The following is a 19,525-nucleotide window of genomic DNA, read 5'->3' as shown; positions in this document are numbered from 1 at the left end:
GACCGGCCGCGAGCGGGGCCGCGCCGGGGCGGAGACCGGGGGTGACGCGGGCACTGCGGGTACCGGGGGCACCGCCGTCAACGGCCGCAAGCACGGCGCCGACCGGGCGGACGGCGTACGCGAGGCGGGTGACGCACCCGCCGCCGGCGGCGCCGACGGCACCGGCGGCGCCGACGGCGTCCGCGACGACGACCCCGTACCCGACAAACCCGCGCCCGAGGAACCCGCGGCGCCCGACGACGGCCCCGGCTCCTCCGCCGCGCCCCCCGCACGCAACGCCGCATCACCTTCGGAGGACGACCGATGACCCAATCCCCCGCCGAGGCCTCCGGACTGACCTGGCTGCTGGAGGGGTTGCTGGAGCGCACGCCGGGCGCCAGGCACGCCCTCGTCCTCTCCCGCGACGGGCTCAAGCTCTGCCACACGCCCGAACTCTCGGAGGACAGCGCCGACCAGCTCGCCGCCATCTCGGCCGGCATCCAGAGCCTGTCGCACGGCGCCTCCGTCGAGTTCGGCGACGGCAGCGGCGGCGTACGGCAGTCGATGACCGAGTTCTACGGCGGCATCCTCTTCATCGCCGAGGCCGGCTCCGGCAGCCACGTCGCCGTGATCGCCGCGGAGACCGCCGACCCCGGGCTCGTCGGCCACAACATGCTGGAGCTGGTCGAGCAGCTCGGCGAGCACCTCAGCGCGCCGCCGCGCGGGCCGGTGCCCGGGGCCGAGGGAGTTGCGGCGCCGTGACCCGCGCCGGCCGGGACGACGATCCGGACCGGCTGTACACCCTGACAGGGGGGCGCAGCCGGCCCGCCAGCGACGAGTTCGACCTCGTCACCCTGGTGGTCGCCGAGTGCGAGCCGACGCCGGGCATGCAGTCCGAGCACGCGGCCATCCTGCGCATCTGCCGGACCCCGACCGCCGTGGTGGAGCTGTCCGCCGACCTCGGCCTGCCCGTCGGCATCACCAAGATCCTGCTGTCCGACCTGCTGGCCGCCGGCCGGATCACCGCGCGCCATCCGCGGTACGCGCCGCCGCGCACGCCCGGGGGTGTGCGGTTCGCCGATCCCGAGACTCTGGAGAAGGTGCTCGTTGGACTCCGCGACCTCTGACCCGCCCGCGACGCCCGAGCGCGCCCCGCTCGCCCGTACGACGGACAACGGGCTGAAGATCGTCATCGTCGGCGGCTTCGGCGTCGGCAAGACCACCATGGTCCAGTCCGTCAGCGACATCCGGCCGCTGAACACCGAGGAGACCATGACCCTGGCCGGCCGCGGCATCGACGACCGCAGCGCCGTGCCCGGCAAGACGGCCACCACCGTCGCCTTCGACTTCGGGCGCATCAGCCTCGACGAGCGCACCGTGCTCTACCTCTTCGGGGCGCCGGGCCAGGAGCGGTTCTGGTTCCTGTGGGACCGGCTGTTCTCCGGGTCGCTCGGCGCCATCGTCCTCGTCGACCACCGCAGGCTCGCCGACTCCTGGTACGCCATCGACCGGCTGGAGCACCACGGCACGCCGTTCATCGTCGCCCGCAACGACTTCGGCGGCCCGCCGTACACCCGCGCCGAGGTGCGCGACGCGCTCGACCTCGACCCGCACGTCCCGCTGGTCGACTGCGACGCGCGGTCCCGCGAGTCCAGCAAGGGCGTGCTGATCGCCCTGGTCGAGCACCTGCAGCGCCTCGCCACCGGAACCGCCGGAACCGCCGCCACCGCCCCCACCGCCCCCACCGCACCGGAGACCGCGACATGACCCCGACCCCCGAGGACCAGGCCGCACGCGAGGGGAGCGGCGCGGCGGAAGCGCAGGGCGCGCAGGGTGCCGGGCCGGGCGCCGAACCGGCCCGTTCCACCGAGTCCGCCGGCGCCTCCGGGCCCGCGGCGGCCACGGAGGCCGGCTGCCCCGCGCACGCGGGAGCCGTGCCCCTCGGCGGCCCCCGCTTCCACACCGACCCGCGCGACCTCTACCGTGAGATGCGCCGCGACCACGGCCCCGTCGTCCCCGTCGAGCTGCCCGGCGACATCCCCGCCTGGCTCGTCATCGGCTACCGCGAGCTGCACCAGGTCACCTCCGACCCCGACCTCTTCGTGCGGGACCGCGGGCTGTGGAACCAGTGGGAGAAGATCCCGTCCGACTGGCCGCTGCTGCCGATGGTCGGCCAGGTCATGCCGTCCATCCACTTCACCGCCTCCGCCGCCGACCACCGCCGGCACGCCGTCATGGTCGGCGCCGCGCTGGAGAGCGTCGACCCCTTCGACCTGCGCCGGCACTGCGAACAGCTCGCCGACCGGCTCATCGACTCCTTCTGCTCCCGCGGCAACGCCGAACTCGTCGGCGACTACGCCGTGCCGCTGCCCGTCCTCGTCCTCGCCCGGCTCATCGGCTTCCCCGACGCCGAGGGGCGGCAGCTCGCGCAGGTGCTCAACGAGCTGGCGGACGGCGGGCCCGGGGCGCTCAAGGCGTACGAGACGTTCGTCGGGCACATGACCCGGCTGGTCGCCGAGAAGCGGCTCACGCCCGGCCAGGACGTCGCCTCGCGGATGCTGGCCGACCCCATGCACTTCACCGACGAAGAGGTCATGCTCGACCTCAAGGACACCACCGCCGCCGGCTTCCTGCCCACCGCCGACTGGATCGGCAACTCCATCCGGCTCATGCTCACCGACGACCGCTTCGCCGCCGCTCTCGGCGGCGGGCGGCACAGCGTCGGCCAGGCGATGAACGAGGTGCTGTGGGAGGACACCCCGACGCAGATCCTCGTCGGCCGCTGGGCGGCGCGCGACACCCAGCTCGGCGGGCGGCCCGTCGGCGCCGGCGACCTGCTGCTCCTCGGCCTCGCCGCCGCCAACGACGACCCGGAGATCAAGCAGGCCCTGGGCGGCACGGGCGGCGGGTACGGGGACCACGGCGGCGGGGGCGTGCCCGCGCAGGCGGGCAACAGCGCCCACTTCGCCTTCAGCTACGGCGACTTCCGCTGCCCCTTCCCGGCCCAGGAGATCGCTGAGATCATCGCCCGTACGGGCATCGAGGTGCTCCTCGACCGGCTGCCCGACCTGGACCTGTCCGTGCCGGCCCGGACGCTGGTGCGGCGGCCCTCCCCGTTCCTGCGCGGGATGACGGCGCTGCCGGTCACCTTCACCCCCGTACGCGCTGCAGGAGGTCATCCGTGAACTGCCCGCACGCCGCCGCCCACTCCGGTTCCGGTTCCGGCGCCGGAGGGCCCGCCGCCCTTCCCGAGCCGCTCGCCATCGACCCCCTCGTACGCGACCTCGCGGGCGAGACCGCGCAGCTGTGCGCCGCACCCCCGCTCACCCGGATCGAGCTGTTGGGCGCGCCCGCGTGGACCGTCACGCGGCACGCGGAGGCGCGGCAACTGCTCACCGACGCCCGGCTGGTCAAGGACATCGGCGCCTGGCGGCTGTGGCAGACCGGTGCGGTCACGGCGGAGTGGCCGCTGATCGGGATGGTGAACCCGGGCCGGTCCATGTTCACGGTCGACGGCGCCGAGCACCGGCGGCTGCGCGCCAAGACGGCGCAGGCCATCACGCCGCGGCGGCTCGACGCGCTGCGGCCGGTGGTCGAGCGGGTGACGGCCGAACTGCTGGACGCGCTGGAGTCCGCGGCCGCCGCCGGCGACGGGGTCGTCGACCTCAAGGAGGTCTTCGCGCAGCCGCTGCCGATGCGGGTGGTGTGCGCGCTGATGGGCGTCGCCGAGTCGGAGATACCGCGGCAGATGCGGCTGTGGAAGGCGTTCTTCTCCATGCTCACCCCGCAGGACGAGCGGCTCGCGGTGATGGCGGAGCTCGACCGCGTGTTCACGGACATGGTGCGGCAGAAGACCGCGGCGCCCGCCGACGACCTGACGAGCGCGCTGATCCTCGCCGACGAGGGCGGCGAGCCGCTGACCGAGGAAGAGGTCGTCGGCAACCTGAAGTCGATGATCGCGGCCGGGCACGAGACCACGATCACGCTCCTGCTCACCACCGTGCGCGGGCTGCTGACGCACCCCGGGCAGCTCGATCTGGTCCGGGCGGGCACGGTGACGTGGGAGACCGCGATCGAGGAGGCGCTGCGCCACGACCCGCCGGTGACCCACCTGCTGATGCGGTTCGCCACCGAGGACATCGAGATCGCCGGCACGGTGATCGAGAAGGGCGAGGGCGTCGTCATCTCGTACCGCGCGATCGGCCGGGACGCCGGGCACCACGGGGCGGACGCGGACGCCTTCGACGTGGCGCGGCCGACGCCGATCCGGCACATGACGTTCGGGCACGGGCCGCACATCTGCCCGGGCGCGGCGCTGTCGCGGCTGGAGGCGGCGGTGGCGCTGCCGGCGCTCTTCGCGCGGTTCCCGGGGCTGCGGGCGGCGGTGCCGGCGGGGGAGATCCGGAACCTGCCGGTGCTGACGCAGAACGACCTGGAGTCCTTCCCGGTACGGCTCGCCTGACGCCGGGCGCGGGTGCGCCGGGCGCGGGGGCGGGTGCCACGGGGCTGCCGGCGCGCCCGACGCCGCCGGCCCGCCCGTACGCGACCCCTGCACCGGCCCCTGCGCACACCGCCCCCTCCCCCCTCCCCCTGTCCGTAACCCGCCTGGCCCCGCCCGGTCGCCGTCCCGCCCGGGACGGGGAAACCTGGGGGACGACGGCAGGGGCCCGCATGTCGGCCGCACGGGAGGACAGCGCAGGACGGGCATCGCGCAGGAGAGGGCAGGTGCGGCCGGTGCGGGAGGACGGCGGGCAGGGCGCGGGGCCGGGGCGCGGCCGGCACCGACCGGGGCGCGGTCCGTACGACGACAGCCGCGTCTACCGCGTCGGCAGCCGCGCGCTGGAGCCCGGCGACCGGTCCCGGGGCACCGACGTGGCCAGCACCGGCGAGCGGCGCGTCGGGTGGGCGCTGCGGTGGCTGCCGGCGGCGCTGATCATCACCGGTGCGGTGTTCTACTGGGTCACGCCGGAGGGCCTGACCTCGTCGCCGTTCTTCGAGTCCGCGCCGCTGGTCGCCGCCGGGCTGCTGTCGCTGCGCGCGACGGTGATCACCGCCGTGGCCGCGGTCGTCGTCGACGTCCTGCTGGAGATCGCCAACGGCACCGCGGAGTACTCCGAGTCCATCATCGAGATGATCTCGCAGTCGGTGATCGGCGCGCTGGCGATCGGCATGAACGTCCTCATCCAGCGCAACTACCGCCGGCTGACCTCCGCCCGGCACGTCGCCGTCGCCGCGCAGCGCGCCGTGCTGCCGAACCCGCCGGACGGCTTCGGCGGCGGCCTGCTGCGGGTCGCCGCCCGCTACCAGGCCGCCGACGCCGACGCCCGGATCGGCGGCGACCTCTACGCCGTGCAGGAGAGCCCGTACGGCGTGCGCTGCATCGTCGGCGACGTACGCGGCAAGGGGCTGGAGGCGGTGGAGTCCGTGGCGGTCGTCGTCGGCGCCTTCCGGGAGGCGGCCGAGCAGGAGGCACGGCTCGCCGGGGTGGCGCGGCGGCTGGAACGGGCGCTGCAGCGTGAGGAGACGGGGCGCAGCGGGCTGGACCGGGTGGAGGGGTTCACGACCGCGGTGCTGGCGGAGGTCGACCGCGACGGCGGCACGCTGCGGCTGCTCAACCGCGGCCACCCGGCGCCCCTGCTGCTGGGGTCGGACGGCGGGGCGCGGCTGCTGCAGCCGCACGAGCACGCGCTGCCGCTGGGCATGGGCGACCTGGGGACGTGGCCGGACGAGCTGCTGGAGGTGACGTTCCCGCCGGGCGCGTCGCTCGTGCTCTACACGGACGGCGTGACGGAGGCGCGGAACGCCGCGGGCGTGTTCTACGACCCGCTGGAGCGGATGGCGGGCCGTGTCTTCGACGGTCCCCACGAGCTGCTGGACACCCTCCTGGACGACGTGACGCGGTACACGGGCGGGCGCGTCGCGGACGACATGGCGCTGTTCGCCCTGTCCCGTTCCCGCTCCCGTTTTCTTCCCGTTCCGGCTCACGCTCCGTAATGGAACAGCCTCCCTCCGCATAACAACTGATACACGATCAGCTAACGACAGGACCTCACCCCGTGTGGCCGACGCGGCAACTTGTCCGTTTCAGCAGCCACATGCCCCGTATCGTCCGCGGCAAAGAACAACTGAATAACGGGAACGGCTTGGAATCGAACGCCGTCGTCCGCTAGCGTGCGGTAACGCAGCGCGGTCGTCACTGCCGCCGCAAGAGGCGGCTCCGTGCGCCGTCGCCGAATCCCGCACGTGCAACAACTGCAGCAACTGCAACACCTAGGGAACCGGGGAACCACCACCTTGGGGTGAATCGGGCCAATCTCCGCAGGAGGCGGGCCCGTAGGAGACCTTCCTGCTCCGAACCCGTCAGCTAACCCGGTAGGCGAGAAGGAAGGAAAGGAGTACGCCTTCGTGGCGTCCTACAGGTCTGGGCCCGGCTACGGCCATGGCTATGACGATTACGGCTACGGCGGTAATGACGGCTATGACCGTTATGCGTCCGACGGTACCGCCCCCGAGGGGTATGCGCCCGCCCCTTACGCCGCCGAAGAGCCGGCCGACGAAGGCATCCCGGAAGTCCTCCCCGAGGACGACCTTCCCTCCCGCGGCCGCCGGCGTCTCCCCAAGCAGCGCGGCGGCAGCATGGCGCGCAGCGGCGCCGTGCTCGGCGTCGGCGTCTTCGCCGCCGTCGGCGCGGGCAGCATGGCCACGGCGCAGGAGAAGCCCGCGGTCGCGATATCCATGCCCGACCAGGTCGACGCCGTCGCGAGCGGGATAGGCGCCCAGCTCCCGGACGCGGAGAGCCTGCCGGGCGTCGGCGAGCTGATGCCCGCCGAGGACGAGCCCGCCGTTGACGACACCGTCGTCACCACCGCCCCGCTCACCCAGGTCAGCTACGCCTCCGACACCGGCTCGGACAGCGCGACCCCGGCCGCCGACTCCGGCGAGGCCCTGCGGGCGCGCATCCTGGAGCAGGCCGACCAGCAGCAGGCGGAGGCCGACGCCTCGGCCCGCGCCGCCGCCGAGGCCGAGGCCGCCAAGCAGGCGGCCGAGGAGGCCGCCGACGCGAAGGCGGCGGAAGAGGAGCGCCAGCGCCGTCTGGAGGAGGAGCGCCGCCGCAAGGCCGAGGAGGAGGCCCGCCGCAAGGCGGAGGCCGAGCGCCTCGCCAAGCTCGCCGCCAGCTACGTCGCCCCGCTCAGCGGCTACACCCTCACCTCCACGTTCGGCGAGTCCGGCGCCATGTGGGCCGCGGGCCACACCGGGCAGGACTTCGCCGCCTCCACCGGCACCCCGGTCAAGGCCGTGCACGGCGGCACGATCACCGAGGCCGGCTGGGCCGGCTCGTACGGCTACCGCATCGTCCTCACGCTCGAAGACGGCACCGAGATCTGGTACTGCCACCTGTCCTCCATCATCCAGTCCTCCGGCGAGGTCACGACCGCCGACGTCATCGGGCGCGTGGGCGCCACCGGCAACGTCACCGGTCCGCACCTGCACCTGGAGGTACGACCCGGCGGCGGGGACGCGATAGACCCCCTCGCCTGGCTGCGCAACAACGGCGCACCGGTCTGACGGCGGCGGACCCCGCCCGGCCGCCCCGTGGCCGGAACGGGAACCCGCCCGCTGGACGGACCGCAAGCCCCCATAAGCCCCTTTCCCACGTCTCCGGCGTGTCCGTACGCACCTTCCCCCCGTGGCGTCCGGGCGCGCGCCGAGACCGCCGGCGGCCCTGGTGGCCGACCCCCCGACACCAGGGCCGTCGGCCTTTTCACCCCCGGCCCGCCCCCCGGCGCCCGGCCGGCCGCCCCGCCGGGCTCGACACGTGGCCGATGCTGCCCGGGACCGACAGCAGCGCCTCGTACCAGGCCGTGGCCATCTTGCTGTAGCCACCCGCGTGCGGGTGGACGCCGTCGGCGAGGTCGCCGGCGTTCAGGGCGCTGAACATGTCGACCAGGTGCACCTTCTTCCCGGCGCCTGCCGCGCTGTCCACGATCCCGGGGATCGCGGCGTTCAGCGCCCGGAGGTTCGCGTCGTCCCAGCCCAGCGGGATGATCGTGGCCACGAAGAGGATCGCGTCCGGGGCGAGCGCGGTGATGCGGTCGACCAGCGTGGCTAGCCGCGCGGGCGCGCCCGCCGGGTCGGGGCCGTACACGTCGTTGGTGCCGATGTGCAGCAGGATCGTCTGCGGGCTGTAGGCGCCCAGCCAGCCCGTGATGTTCTGGTCGATCTGCCCGATCGTCCAGCCCGAGTGACCCTCGTGGTCCCGGTCGCCGAGGCTGCCGGGGCCGTTGCGCATCGACCCGACGAAGTCGACCGTGTAGCCGCCGTTCAGGAACTTCTGCCACAGGTCGACGCGGTAGCCGCCCGGCACGTTGAAGCCGTCGGTGATGGAGTCGCCGAGCGGCATGACCCGCACCCCCGCCTGCAGGGGCTGGGCGGCATGGGCCGTGCCGGGGACCGCGGTGCCGAGCGCGGCGGGGGCCGCGGCCACGGCGAGCGTGCCGAAGAGGAACTGCCGTCGACTGGTCATGCTGGCCATGAGGTGCCGTCCTTTGTCGTGGGGGCTGGGCCGTGAGCGTGACGACGCCCACGGCCACGGGATCGCGACGCCCGGTCCTCTGTGCGGGGGACCTCGTTGAAGTCGCGCGAGGGCCGGACCATTTGCGGGTGCTGGTCGGCGCGGGCGGCCGGGGCAGTCCGGCACGGGATGGAGGACGAGGCCGTCAAGGGCGTCTCCCTGGCGTGGGGATGGCGACCGCGGTCCTCCCTCGGGACGTGCAGCCACACCCGGCCCTTCGGCCCCTGGAGGCCCGGGTGCGGGGAGGCACACGGGCGACGTGGAAGCGCTCCCAGCGCCACCAACGTAGGCCTGCCGTAACGTTCACGCAACAACGCGTCGGCCAGAGCCCGGGAACCGTCCGATCTCCCGCCGTCATCCGGCATCATCCGGTGAATGCTCGCAACCGACGGGAGTTGGCGCCTGACCGGCCGGATCGCGCGGATCGCGCGGCTCGGACTGCTGTGGCTCTGCGGCCTCGTGGTTGTTGTCTACGCGCCCGTGCTGTGGCTGATCGCCCTTCTGGGCCGCTGCGCCCTCAAGGGCGAAGACTCCCTGTTCTGCACGGCCCCGGGCTCCTGGACGCTCATGCTGCTACCGGTGTTCGTCCTCCCCGTCACGCTCGTCGCCGGCACGCGGGCCGCGCTGCGGGACGGCGGCAGGAGCCTGGGCCTGTGGGCCGTGTGCCTCGCCGTGATCGCGGCGCTCGGTGCGGCGTATGGCTACCTCGGCAAGATGTGGTGAGCGCCTCCCCGCGGGAGACCGCCGGACGCCGGACCGCCGAGGCCGTCCGCCTCGTCCGCCTCGTCCGCCCCGTCCGTCCGCCGACCGGGGCGGCCTACTCCCCGGGGCCGCAGAGGCAGAACGGATGCCCGGCCGGATCGGCGAACACCGGACAACTGCCGCCCGCCTCGGAGAGCCTCGTGGCCCCGAGCCGCAGCGCCAGCTCGCCCGCGGCGGCGGAGTCGTCGACGCCGAAGCAGATGTGCATCTGCTGGGGATACTCGCGCTCCTGGTCGGGCCAGAGCGGCGGCCGGTAGCCCGCCACCTCCTCGAACGCCAGTCGTGGAAAGCTGTCGTCGTCCTTGGCGATCACCATCCAGTCCTCACGGATGACCCGCATGCCGAGCAACCGCGTGTAGAAGTCGGCAAGCTCGCGGGCATCGGCGCAGTCGAGCACGATGTTCCTGACGTAGGCGTCCATGGGGCCACACTGCCACGGCGGACCAACACCGGCCGGCGAACCGGGCCGCGCGCGGGACGCCCCGCAGCGCCGCGAAGCCGACGCCGGTCAGGCGAGGTTCATGCGGCGGTGACGCGGGCGCGGCGCTTGGCAGCGGCGGGAGGAAGGCCCCCTGGGGCGGCACCTGAGGATGCATCGCCCGCACCGCCTGCGGCACCCGTGCCCCCCGCGCGGCCCGCCGGGGTGCCGACCGCACCGCCCGCCGCACCACCGCCCGCTGGACCGCCCGCCGCACGGCCCATGGCATCCCCGGCGGCGATTTCGCCCAGGACCGCGCGGATGGTGTGCAGCATCAGCCGGGGGCGATCGAAGACGTCGGATGCCGTGAACCGGAGTATGCGCCGGACGTCGGGGCAGCGCCCGAGGTCGTTGAAGCGCTCGACGTCGGCCAGGTGGGCCGCCCTGCCGCCGTGGAAGGCGTACCCCTCGATCTCCACGACCAGTCCCGCCACCGGGAAGAAGAAGTCGACCCGCATCCGGCGGCCGTTGGGCGCGGTGAACGGCGCCTGGCTGAGCGGCCGCAACCCGGCGTCGTGCATGCGCAGCCGCGCCACGGTCTCCGCGGGGGACCCCGAGCGCGGGTCGGCCAGCGCCAGCCGCTGCCGCGCAGCGACGACTCCCCGCCGCCGCCCGGTGCCGACCAGGGCCTCGGAAACCGTGTGCAGGTCGGTGACCTGCTCCCGCCACCGCGGCGGCCACCCGTCCCCGTAGGCCAACGGGCGTTGCGTCATGGCCGACTCCACGGCGACCAGCGCCGCGTCCCGCTCAGCGGTGCGCAACAGGTCGACGAGAGTCCGGACGACGCTCGTCACCCGCAGCCCGGCGACGGTCACGACCTCGTCCTCGTCCACGTCGGTCCGGTGCAGCACACCCCCCTCCGGCGCCCGGCCCCGCCCCCGCACATGGGTGAACTCCGGCCGCACCGCCGGCACTTCGATCCCGAACAGGTGGGCGGCGGCACTGTGACTCACGACCAACTCCGGCCGCCCGGCCTGCGCCACACGCAACCGCAGCCGCATGTCGTCAGCCCGTCCGGGCTCCACCCACACCCCGGCCCGAGCCTTCCGCCACCCCTCTTTCCGCAACCTCCGCGTCAAAGCCCCGGACGACCACCCGGCCGCCACCGCCTCGGCACAGACCAACACGCCACCGTTCCGCGCCGCCAACTCATCCAGCGGCCTCTGTTCCCCCGTCATGCCCCAAGCCTCTCGCGGATTTCCAAACTCCGCTTCCCCCTGTGGACAACTCCACCCCCACGAGGTTTCGGGCAGGTCAGCGGCCTCCGGAGAACTCCCCAGCCCGAACCCCGGCAACGAAGGCACGCCACCCCGCCGCTCACACTGTCAGCGGGTGCAGGAGAGCTGGCGCTTGCGGGTCAGGTGCGAGCTGCCTGCATCCCGCCTGCGCGCTTGTCCGTAAGCTCCTCCAAGGTCACCGGCGTGCAGTCGTGGGCGGTGATGACCTCCTGCACCGCCAAAACCCAACGCAGTCGAACGGGGTGGCCGTACGGGACCAGGGTGAGGGCGTTCTTCGCCGTGCTGGGAAGTGGCTTCAGAGTCACCGGATGATAGACGAGTCCGGCTACGCCCCAGCTCGACGTTCGTCCCACCAAAGCGGCGGAGTGGGCTCGGCGCAGGCGAGGGCAGTGACGTACGGCCTCATTCGCGCACTCCTCATGGACTGGCGGCTGGCTCATGCGCTCGCCGGCGGCGATGGGTGTGTCCCCGGCGACCACGAAGAGCAGCGGTTCGCCCGCGGGCGCGGCCGGGGCGAAGCAGACCTGGCACAACCTGTCAGTCATTGCGCGCCGCTGACGCGGCCCGTGCACGAGTCCCATCTGTGCGCGCCCTTTGCCCGGCGCCTCCGGAATGCGCTTCCACAGCAACCCGCGATGGCGGTCCGTCGGCCGCTCGTCCGCGTATCCGATTCCTTCGCCGCCGAGGAAGGGCAGCCATCGCCGCGTCACCTGCGCGGCAGCCGGCGCTTCGCCCGTCCACGGAGCGATCGCGGGTACCCGCAGCCCGTGTTGGTAGTAGTGCTTCCTCTGCGGCGTCATGTCACTCCCTGAGCCGGAGCCGAGCAGGCTCTCCGTCGTGGGCCTCTTGAGACGAGAGAGCGTCGTCGAGGGACCGGAGGCGGACAACTTGCATGCGTCACAGCTTCCGGGGATCGGCATGGCGCATCACAGCTTTTTTCACAGGTGTCTATGGCGTCGACTGATCCTTGCCAGACTGGGCACGCAGCCGATCAATGTCGGGAAAGGAGGCGAACCATGGTTCGAGACCTACGGGCACATGGCCCTTCATGCGCGCGACGTTTACGTGTGCAAGGCACTGCCGAGGGGCGGACACCCCAGGAGATCGCCGAGACGATTCACCGGCACTGCTCTGTGTCCCTGCTACGTGCCCACCGCCTGGCCCGGGGACTGACCCTGAAGAGCGCCGCCGCGGAGCTACGAAACCTGGGAGCCGGTCACGGCGAGAAAGCTCCGAAGCCGGACCCCATCCAACTGGGTTACTGGGAGACCGGAAGAAATCACCCCAGGCCCCTCACCGTTGAACTGCTGTGCTCCTTCTACGCTTCCACACCCGAAGAGATCGGCTTGACATGTACGGCAACAATGCAGGCACTTACGCTGCCTGGAACCCCGGATATTCGGACGTGTCCGTCCGCCGGTGGATCCTTCGGGCTACGTCTTGACGCAGCACGGCGCGAAGTGGACCGCACCCTGGCCTCCGCCACCGTGAGTCCCGCTCAACTTGATCTGCTGGACGAGCGGATTCTCTGGGCACGACAGCTGTACCTGTATTCGCCTCCGGCGCCCATGCTGGAAACCCTCCTCAGTCTCCTTGCGGATGTCGAGGACCTCGCCGGGGACCGGCAGCCGGCTGCGGTTCAGGTTCGGCTGTCGGAACTTACGGCGGTCCTCTCGACGCTGACCGCCGACTCCTTGATGAAGCTCGGCGACTTGACCAGGTCACAGGCGTGGTACGGGACGGCACGCGCCGCCGCGGATGACAGCGGCAACGTCGAGTTGCGCGCGAGAGTCAGAGCGCAGGCCGCGATGCTGCCGTTCTACTACGGGCCTCTCGAAGTCGCCGTCGCCCTCACCCGAGAGGCCAGGATGATGACCCGCGGCCGACCATCGGCCACCACCGCTTTCGCCGCGGCTGCGGAGGCACGTGCTCTTGCGAGGCTCGGCGACGCCCGCGAAGCGCAGGATGCACTGCACAACGCGGCCGACCTGTTCGAACGGAGCGGATCGGGAGCCGACACCGATGACGCCTTCTCGTTTCCCGAGCGGCGGTTCCTGCTGTACCGCAGCGGGGCGTTGACCGCTCTCGGAAACACGAATCAGGCCCGCAGGGTCCAGGCGCGGGCCCGGGACCTCTATCCGGCCAAGACAGGCATCGATCCAGCCCTGCTCCAACTGGAAACGGCGATCTGCTCTGCCCTCGACCAGTGCCCGGCCGACGCCTGCGACCTCGCGGGTTCCGCGATCCTGACCACCCTTCCCGCCCACCGGACGCCGATCTTGCGAGCACGGGCTCGCGAGGTGATCCGAGTGCTGCCACCCCCGACGCGCAGCAGTCGACCGGCACGTGAACTGCGGGAAATCCTGGCCTTGCCGCCGGGGGCGAGGTGACAGCGGGGTCCGCGGTGGGCGACCTTGGACCCATGACAGCAGCGGCGTCGATAGCGGGTGGCTTCACCGAGTCCGAGAGGCGACACATTCTGGACCGGGCGTGCGCGGCGGTCGGTCTGGACAGTTCGGGCGCCCGTCTGCTGCGCGGCCATACGAACGCCGTCATTCTCCTGGCCGGGAAACCGGTGGTGGTGAAGATCGCGAGGCGCGGGTCACAGCTTGCCGACGTGGCCCGTACCGTGACGCTCGTTCGGTGGCTGATGAGTGTGGGATTCCCGACTGTCTCCCTCTTGCCTGTCGATCAGCCGGTGGTCGTCGACCAGCATGCCGTGACGTTCTGGACCTACCTTCCCCAGCCATCCGATCCGGTAGCGGCTGCGCAACTTGCCGGTCCTCTCTACGCACTTCACTCGCTGACCCCACCGCTGGCGCTACCGGCGCACGACAACGTACGTGCCATTCGCCGCTCGATCTCGGCGATCACCCATCTCCCGACACCGACGGTGAATTTTCTGTCAGGCTGCGCGGATCGGCTCGAATGCGAACTTCAGGAGATCGACTTCGACCGACAGCCAGGCATCATTCAAGGTGACCCGCAGCACAGAAACGCCTTGCACACGCAGGCGGGAGTGGTTCTGTGTGACTGGGATACGGTATCCCTCGGACAGCCGGAGTGGGATTTGGTTACTGTCGAGATACATTGCCGCAGATTCGGTCACGGGAGCCGACACTACGAGCGGTTCGCGGAAGCCTACGGCTGGGACGTGATGCGGTGGCCGGGGTACAACACTTTGGCCCGGATCCGTGAACTTCGAATGATCACCACGAACGCCCGAAAGGTGGGGCATACACCGGGTAGCCTGGAGGAAGTCAAGCGCAGGATCGAAGGCGTCCGGCGCGGTGACACCGAACTCCGGTGGCGAATATTGTGACCGAGACCCCGCCCAACGGCGCCGCCGAGGCCCTTCTGGCCATCTACCGCCAAGAATCCCTCCGCGGTGACTCCGAGTTGAGCGTCTGCGTGTTCGAAGACGCCGCAAACCCCCGGATTACCGAAATCCTCCGCTGGCTGAACCCCTACGGCTGCGACAACAACCATGCGCTGATCTGTTACGCCCAGCGGGAGCGGTGTTGGCGGATGTAGGTTACATCTATGGTGTGGTCGGGATGCACCGTGAGTGGCGAACGCTCGGCCCCCGTTAGTCCATTGATAACAATCAACGAGTCGGAGAGTTGCAGCGCACCTCGATCAAATCGCGTGTGACAATTCGGACAGAGGCAGAGCACGTTGCCGAGGACATCCGGCCCGTCGTGAGGTCTGCCAAGAGCCTGGATGTGGGCGCCCTCACTGTAGGCGACGCCGGTGGGCGAAACAAGTATTCGTTCGCCGCAAATCTGGCACGTGTTGTCGTACATCCCCTTCACTCGCTGTACGACTCGTGAGTCGCGCTTACGCTGCTCCCGCTCGATGTACTCCCGCGTCAGCTCTTCCAGAGCCGTCGGGGTGTCAGCGGGCCGGGCTGCGGGGTGGGGTGCAGGCTGTTCGCCTGGGTGAAGCTTCGTGAGCCTGAATTGGCATATTCGGAAACCCTCGATACCTATCGTGAACCAGTGTTCCCGAACTTGCCACAGGCCCCGATAGCGATACCCGCCTTCTGCTCGTCGCCGTCTTATATCGAGCCCTTGGATGACGCGCACCGGGAGCCCTTGGGCTTGTGAGACGACCAGCGCCGCCGTGCCACGCGTGTCGATGTGCTGGTCGGCTACCTGGAGGCGGCTGTCGCGGTCTCGACCACCGGCGCCGGTGTAGATGATCTCGTCGTCGCCGTAGACATCATCGGCGTAGCCGCCGGAGAGCACGATCGAGTCCGCACCCGTCTTCTCGGTGCCGGAGATGCCCTGGTCCTTGAACCGGTGCAGCTCGGCTTCGTACAGGGCGCGATGCGACGCGAACCAGTCGCCGTCCTCCACGCCTGGCGGTTCGCCGAAGAAGGCGGTCTTGGGCTGCCTCGGCACGGGACTCCTCATTCACTCTGCGCCCGCGTGCGCGGGCGGGGCCACCGCAAGGGATGACGGCATCGTAGGACGGCCGTCTGACAGCGGGGGAGTGTCGTGGAGTTCGGTCAGGCGGGAGGGTGGGGGCGGGGTGGGGTGGTGGTGTAGGCGGCTCTGATGAGGGCGGGTTGGGCTATGGACTTGTGGGTCCACATCGTGGTGAGCAGGGCCCGTTCGCGGGCTGCGAAGTCCGGGGCCGGGCGGCCGCGGGCGGCCTGGGCGCGGAGCAGGGCCAGGTTCGTCGCCGAGCGCTCGTACTCGGCTACCGCGCGGCGGGCGTCGTCGCCGTGGGCGTGGGCCGCCAGGGTGCGGGCTATCTTGCGGACGCGCAGGGAGGAGAGGGCCACCGGTTCTGCGGGGACCAGCCAGCCGGCGTGGGCGTAGGCGGGCAGCTGGTCGCGTATGGTGCGGAGCTTGCCGCCGCGGGACCAGATCGCGAGCCAGACGAGCAGCCCGAACACCGGGGCCATCACGAAGGCGTACGCGCCGAGGAAGGCGTAGCCGTTCATCACGGCGGAGCCGTTCCACAGGGCGTGCAGGGCGATCGCCAGGAGCAGGCCGGCCGCCGGCAGGAGTGCGCGGCGTATTCGCTGGTGGGGGTGGGTCAGGGCGGCCATGGCGAGGCCCAGGCCGGCCATCGCCGTGAACAGCGGGTGCGCGAACGGGGAGAAGACGGCGCGGGCGATGAACGTCACGGTCACCGAGGCCAGCGGTCCGGAGTCGCCGAAGGCCTGGTCCTCGTCGTACGCCCGGCCCAGGTACAGGATGTTCTCGGTGAACGCGAAGCCCGTAGCGGTGATGCCCGCGAGCACCAGGCCGTCGACCAGGCCGGAGAAGTAGTGCCTGCGGAAGAGGAACAGCAGCAGGATCACGGCCGCCTTCGCCGTCTCCTCCACCACCGGCGCCACCACCGCCATCCCCCACAGGTCCGCCTCGCGCGACGACGCCGTGGGCAGGCCGGTGGCGATCCAGCGGGCGGCGAAGGTGTTCGCCAGCATCGCGACGAGCGTGGCGGCGAAGGCGCCCCAGGAGAACGCGAAGACGCGGTACCGCCAGGGGCCGGGGGCGACCCGGTCCAGCCAGAGGTAGCCCGCGAGCAGCAGCGGCACCGGCAGCAGCGCCAGCCCGCCGCCGACGAGCATCCCGCGTGTGCCGGTCTCCTCCCGCACCAGCGCCAGGATGGCCAGGCCGGCCAGCGCCAGCACGGTCGCCACCGCGCCTATGCGCGGGCCCCTCCTGCGCCAGAACCTTCGGCGGGCGTGGACGGGGGCGGGGTCAGGGGCGGGGGATGCGGGTGGCTCGAAGGGGTCCGCGGGCTCGGTCGGTCCCGCCGGCTGCTCGGGCGCGTCTCCGTACACCGGCCGCGGTCCGAACCCCTCGGGCTCCCGCGGCCGGGACATGAGCTGAGCGCCTTCGTACTGCACCCCTCGACCCTAGTCAGTCACCGCCGCCGTGCGCGACGGGCTATTTATCGCCGATGCGGTGGAAGAGCAGATCATTCACGACATGCCCCTTTCCGAGCCCCTGGCCCTCGAAGCGCGTACGCGGACGGAAGTCCGGGCGCGGCGCGTACCCGCCGCCGGGCTGGGCGTTCTCGAAGTACGGCGACGCCTCCAGCGTCTCCAGCATCCACTCCGCGTACGGCTCCCAGTCCGTCGCGCAGTGCAGCAGCGCGCCCGGTGCCATCCGCGACGCGGCCAGCTCCAGAAACTCCGGCTGGATGAGCCGGCGCTTGTGGTGCCGCTTCTTGGGCCACGGGTCCGGGAAGTAGACCCGGATTCCCGCGAGCGCCTCCGGGGGCAGCATCTCGCGGAGCAGGATGACGGCGTCGCCGTTTCCGATGCGTACGTTCGTCAGCCCCCGCTGCTCCGTGAGCCGCAGCAGGTTGCCCTGGCCGGGGGTGTGGACGTCGACGGCGAGGATGCCGGTGGCCGGGTCTGCCGCGGCCATCTCGGCGGTCGCCTCGCCCATGCCGAAGCCGATCTCCAGTACGACCGGGAGGCCGTCGAAGAGGTCGTCGAGATCGAGGACGTGCTCGCCGTCGATGTCGAATCCCCACTTCGGCCAGAGCCGCTGCAGCGCCGCGCCCTGCGCGAGGGTCACGCGACTGCGGCGCGGGACGAAGGAGCGGACGCGGCGCTCGTGGTGCGGCCCGGCGGGCGCGGGGGAGGGGCCGTCGGGGAACCTGGGCTGGGGACGATCGTGCTGATCGGGGTGGTCGGACACAGTGCACATATTTTACGGAAGTGGCGCGGGGGAGTGCGGGGCGGTCCCCGCCCGGTCACAGGGTGTCGAGCACCCGGCGGGCGATCTCCCTGCCGATCGGCAGGGACGCCGTCGCCGCGGGGGACGGCGCGTTCAGCACGTGGATCGTCCGCGGCCCCGCCGCGAAGCGGAAGTCGTCCACCAGCGACCCGTCCGGCAGCACCGCCTGCGCCCGCACCCCCGCCTGCGCCGGGCGCAGGTCCTCCTCCTCGACCGCCGGCAGCAGCCGCCGCACCGCCGCCGTGAACGCCCTGCGGGAGAACGAGCGGCGCAGCTCCCCGGCGCCGTAGCGCCAGTGGCGGCGGGCTATGCGCCAGCTGCCGGGGTACGTGAACGCGGCGGCGGCGTCGCGGGGGCTGAGGCTCGTACGGGAGTAGCCCTCCCGGGCCAGCGCGGGGACGGCGTTGGGGCCGAGGTGGACGGCGCCGTCGATGCCGCGGGTGAGGTGGACGCCGAGGAAGGGGAACGCGGGGTCGGGGATGGGGTAGACGAGGCCGCGGACGAGGCCGGCGGCGTGCGGGGCCAGTTCGTAGTACTCGCCGCGGAACGGGACGATACGCAGCCCGGGGCGGTCGCCGGCGAGGCGGGCGACGCGGTCGGAGTGCAGGCCGGCGCAGTTGACGAGGGCGCGGGCGCGGACCACGTCGCCCGCGGCGGTGCGGACGGCGACCCCGGAGGTGCCGGGGGCGCCGGGGGTGCGGGAGGGGCCCGGGTCCGGGCGCCTGGCGATCACCCGCACCTCCGCGTCGTACCGGACCTCCGCACCCGCGTCCCGCGCCAGCTCCGCCAGCCTCCGCGCCACGGCCCGGAAGTCGCACACCCCCGTCGTCGGCACGTGCAGCGCGGCGAGCCCGCGCACGTGCGGCTCGTACGCGGTGATCTGCGCCGGTCCCAGCTCGCGCACCGGGATGCCGTTCTCGCGCCCGCGCTGCGCGAGCGCGTGCAGGCGCGGCAGCTCGTCCCGCTCCGTGGCGACGACGATCTTGCCGGTGACGGCGTGCGGCAGCCCGTGCTCGGCGCAGAACCCGACCATTTCGGCGGCGCCCTGCACCGCGAAGCGCGCCTTGAACGAGCCGGGCCGGTAGTACAGCCCGCTGTGGATCACGCCGCTGTTGCGCCCGGTCTGGTGCTGTGCCGGCCCGGGCTCCTTCTCCAGGACGAGGACGCGGGTGCCGGGGGCTGCCCGGGTGAGCGCGTACGCCGTGGAGAGGCCGACGATGCCGGCTCCGATCACGAGCACGTCGCAGTCGTCTGCCATGCCACCTCCGCCAGGGGCTCGCCAGGGGTCGGCCCCATCATCCCCTGGCCTGCCGGGTCGACGCCAAACCCGGGCGGGGGCGGGCGGAATGCGCCGATGCCGACCGCCGGCGGCGGGCCCTGCCGGCGCCGGGCCCTTACCGGCGCCGGGTGTCAGCGCCGGATGTCAGTGGCGGGCCCTACCGTGGCTGACGCACCGACCGCCCGCTACAGCGGCAGCCGCGGCGGCACCCCGCCCGCCACCGCGCGCTGGCGCGGCGCCGCATCCCCCGTCCAGACCGACCCGCGCCGCAGCATCAGCCGCTGCAGCCACAGCTCCGCCGCCACCAGCTCCGCCAGCCCGCCCAGCGGCAGCGCCTCGCCGTCCGCCGCCGCGCGCAGCGCCTTGCGCACCACCCGGCCCTCCACCAGACCCGCGTCCGCCAGCAGCGGCCGGTGGAAGAGGTCGGCCAGCTGGGCCGAGGCGCGGCGCAGGCCGATCCGCTCGGCCGACGCCGCCGCCGCCGCGGCCGCGGTGGTCGCGCTCGCG

The 19,525-nt window shown here is 72.4% G+C and carries 18 protein-coding genes, 2 pseudogenes and 1 riboswitch; of the genes and pseudogenes, 11 read left to right on the top strand and 9 right to left on the bottom strand.

Annotated elements, in window-relative coordinates:
* The 8 genes and pseudogenes from ABD317_RS18570 to ABD317_RS18535 form a co-directional block, all read left to right on the top strand.
* Positions 1–307: pseudogene (locus tag ABD317_RS18570) on the top strand (hypothetical protein); the annotation flags it as partial.
* Positions 304–741: a roadblock/LC7 domain-containing protein gene (locus ABD317_RS18565; protein WP_344291064.1), complete on the top strand. Its 438-nt coding sequence runs from the start codon at positions 304–306 to the stop codon at positions 739–741. The pseudogene ABD317_RS18570 and the gene ABD317_RS18565, both read left to right, overlap by 4 nt.
* Entirely contained in the window at positions 738–1,106 is a 369-nt protein-coding gene (locus ABD317_RS18560) for a DUF742 domain-containing protein (RefSeq protein ID WP_344291063.1), read from the top strand. Before ABD317_RS18565 ends, ABD317_RS18560 begins: the two co-directional genes overlap by 4 nt.
* Positions 1,087–1,746: a GTP-binding protein gene (locus ABD317_RS18555; protein WP_344291062.1), complete on the top strand. Its 660-nt coding sequence runs from the start codon at positions 1,087–1,089 to the stop codon at positions 1,744–1,746. The genes ABD317_RS18560 and ABD317_RS18555 overlap by 20 nt, the downstream gene beginning before the upstream one ends.
* Entirely contained in the window at positions 1,743–3,164 is a 1,422-nt protein-coding gene (locus ABD317_RS18550; protein ID WP_344291061.1) for a cytochrome P450 family protein, read from the top strand. The genes ABD317_RS18555 and ABD317_RS18550 overlap by 4 nt, the downstream gene beginning before the upstream one ends.
* On the top strand, positions 3,161–4,441 hold the full coding sequence (locus ABD317_RS18545) for a cytochrome P450 family protein (RefSeq protein WP_027754100.1): 1,281 nt from the start codon (positions 3,161–3,163) through the stop codon (positions 4,439–4,441). The genes ABD317_RS18550 and ABD317_RS18545 overlap by 4 nt, the downstream gene beginning before the upstream one ends.
* A 263-nt stretch (positions 4,442–4,704) precedes the next feature.
* Positions 4,705–5,973: a SpoIIE family protein phosphatase gene (locus ABD317_RS18540; protein ID WP_027754099.1), complete on the top strand. Its 1,269-nt coding sequence runs from the start codon at positions 4,705–4,707 to the stop codon at positions 5,971–5,973.
* A gap of 249 nt (positions 5,974–6,222) precedes the next feature.
* Positions 6,223–6,373, top strand: a riboswitch (cyclic di-AMP (ydaO/yuaA leader).
* A gap of 11 nt (positions 6,374–6,384) precedes the next feature.
* Positions 6,385–7,545, top strand: a complete 1,161-nt coding sequence (locus tag ABD317_RS18535; RefSeq protein ID WP_344291060.1) for a M23 family metallopeptidase — start codon at positions 6,385–6,387, stop codon at positions 7,543–7,545.
* A gap of 196 nt (positions 7,546–7,741) precedes the next feature.
* On the opposite strand, the gene ABD317_RS18530 is transcribed toward ABD317_RS18535, so the two are convergent.
* Positions 7,742–8,512 (bottom strand): SGNH/GDSL hydrolase family protein, encoded by a 771-nt coding sequence (locus ABD317_RS18530; RefSeq protein WP_344291059.1) that lies wholly within the window; start codon positions 8,510–8,512, stop codon positions 7,742–7,744.
* A 414-nt stretch (positions 8,513–8,926) separates the two neighbouring features.
* Here ABD317_RS18530 and ABD317_RS18525 point away from each other — a divergent pair, with 414 nt between their 5' ends.
* On the top strand, positions 8,927–9,274 hold the full coding sequence (locus ABD317_RS18525) for a hypothetical protein (protein WP_344291058.1): 348 nt from the start codon (positions 8,927–8,929) through the stop codon (positions 9,272–9,274).
* A 94-nt stretch (positions 9,275–9,368) separates the two neighbouring features.
* On the opposite strand, the gene ABD317_RS18520 is transcribed toward ABD317_RS18525, so the two are convergent.
* From ABD317_RS18520 to ABD317_RS18510, 3 genes are all read right to left on the bottom strand, one after another.
* Complete coding sequence (locus tag ABD317_RS18520; RefSeq protein ID WP_344291057.1) at positions 9,369–9,734, bottom strand: VOC family protein; 366 nt, start codon at positions 9,732–9,734, stop codon at positions 9,369–9,371.
* 98 nt (positions 9,735–9,832) lie between these two features.
* Positions 9,833–10,744 carry a hypothetical protein gene (locus ABD317_RS18515; RefSeq protein ID WP_344291056.1) on the bottom strand — a complete coding sequence of 304 codons (912 nt, stop codon included), beginning with the start codon at positions 10,742–10,744 and terminating at the stop codon, positions 9,833–9,835.
* Between the two features lie 404 nt (positions 10,745–11,148).
* Complete coding sequence (locus ABD317_RS18510) at positions 11,149–11,829, bottom strand: hypothetical protein (protein WP_344291055.1); 681 nt, start codon at positions 11,827–11,829, stop codon at positions 11,149–11,151.
* 150 nt (positions 11,830–11,979) lie between these two features.
* Here ABD317_RS18510 and ABD317_RS37965 point away from each other — a divergent pair, with 150 nt between their 5' ends.
* Together ABD317_RS37965 and ABD317_RS18500 are read left to right on the top strand one after the other, a co-directional pair.
* Positions 11,980–13,419, top strand: coding sequence for an NsdA family TPR-like regulatory protein (locus ABD317_RS37965; RefSeq protein ID WP_486389017.1), 1,440 nt, complete (start codon positions 11,980–11,982; stop codon positions 13,417–13,419).
* Positions 13,420–13,451: 32 nt separating this feature from the next.
* On the top strand, positions 13,452–14,351 hold the full coding sequence (locus ABD317_RS18500) for a phosphotransferase family protein (RefSeq protein ID WP_344291053.1): 900 nt from the start codon (positions 13,452–13,454) through the stop codon (positions 14,349–14,351).
* 178 nt (positions 14,352–14,529) lie between these two features.
* Here ABD317_RS18500 and ABD317_RS18495 read toward each other — a convergent pair whose 3' ends face one another.
* The 5 genes and pseudogenes from ABD317_RS18495 to ABD317_RS18475 form a co-directional block, all read right to left on the bottom strand.
* Entirely contained in the window at positions 14,530–15,435 is a 906-nt protein-coding gene (locus ABD317_RS18495; RefSeq protein WP_344291052.1) for a YDG/SRA domain-containing protein, read from the bottom strand.
* A gap of 107 nt (positions 15,436–15,542) precedes the next feature.
* Entirely contained in the window at positions 15,543–16,688 is a 1,146-nt protein-coding gene (locus tag ABD317_RS18490; protein WP_425582388.1) for a PrsW family intramembrane metalloprotease, read from the bottom strand.
* A gap of 250 nt (positions 16,689–16,938) precedes the next feature.
* Complete coding sequence (gene trmB / locus ABD317_RS18485; protein ID WP_344291051.1) at positions 16,939–17,709, bottom strand: tRNA (guanosine(46)-N7)-methyltransferase TrmB; 771 nt, start codon at positions 17,707–17,709, stop codon at positions 16,939–16,941.
* Positions 17,710–17,755: 46 nt separating this feature from the next.
* Positions 17,756–18,997, bottom strand: a complete 1,242-nt coding sequence (lhgO, locus tag ABD317_RS18480) for an L-2-hydroxyglutarate oxidase (protein WP_344291050.1) — start codon at positions 18,995–18,997, stop codon at positions 17,756–17,758.
* 206 nt (positions 18,998–19,203) lie between these two features.
* Positions 19,204–19,525: pseudogene (locus tag ABD317_RS18475) on the bottom strand (asparagine synthase-related protein); the annotation flags it as partial.

The sequence above is a fragment of the Streptomyces synnematoformans genome, from assembly GCF_039531005.1.
Classification (GTDB): domain Bacteria; phylum Actinomycetota; class Actinomycetes; order Streptomycetales; family Streptomycetaceae; genus Streptomyces; species Streptomyces synnematoformans.
Note: the sequence above shows the minus strand (reverse complement) of the source record. Positions and strands in the feature narration are given on the sequence as shown.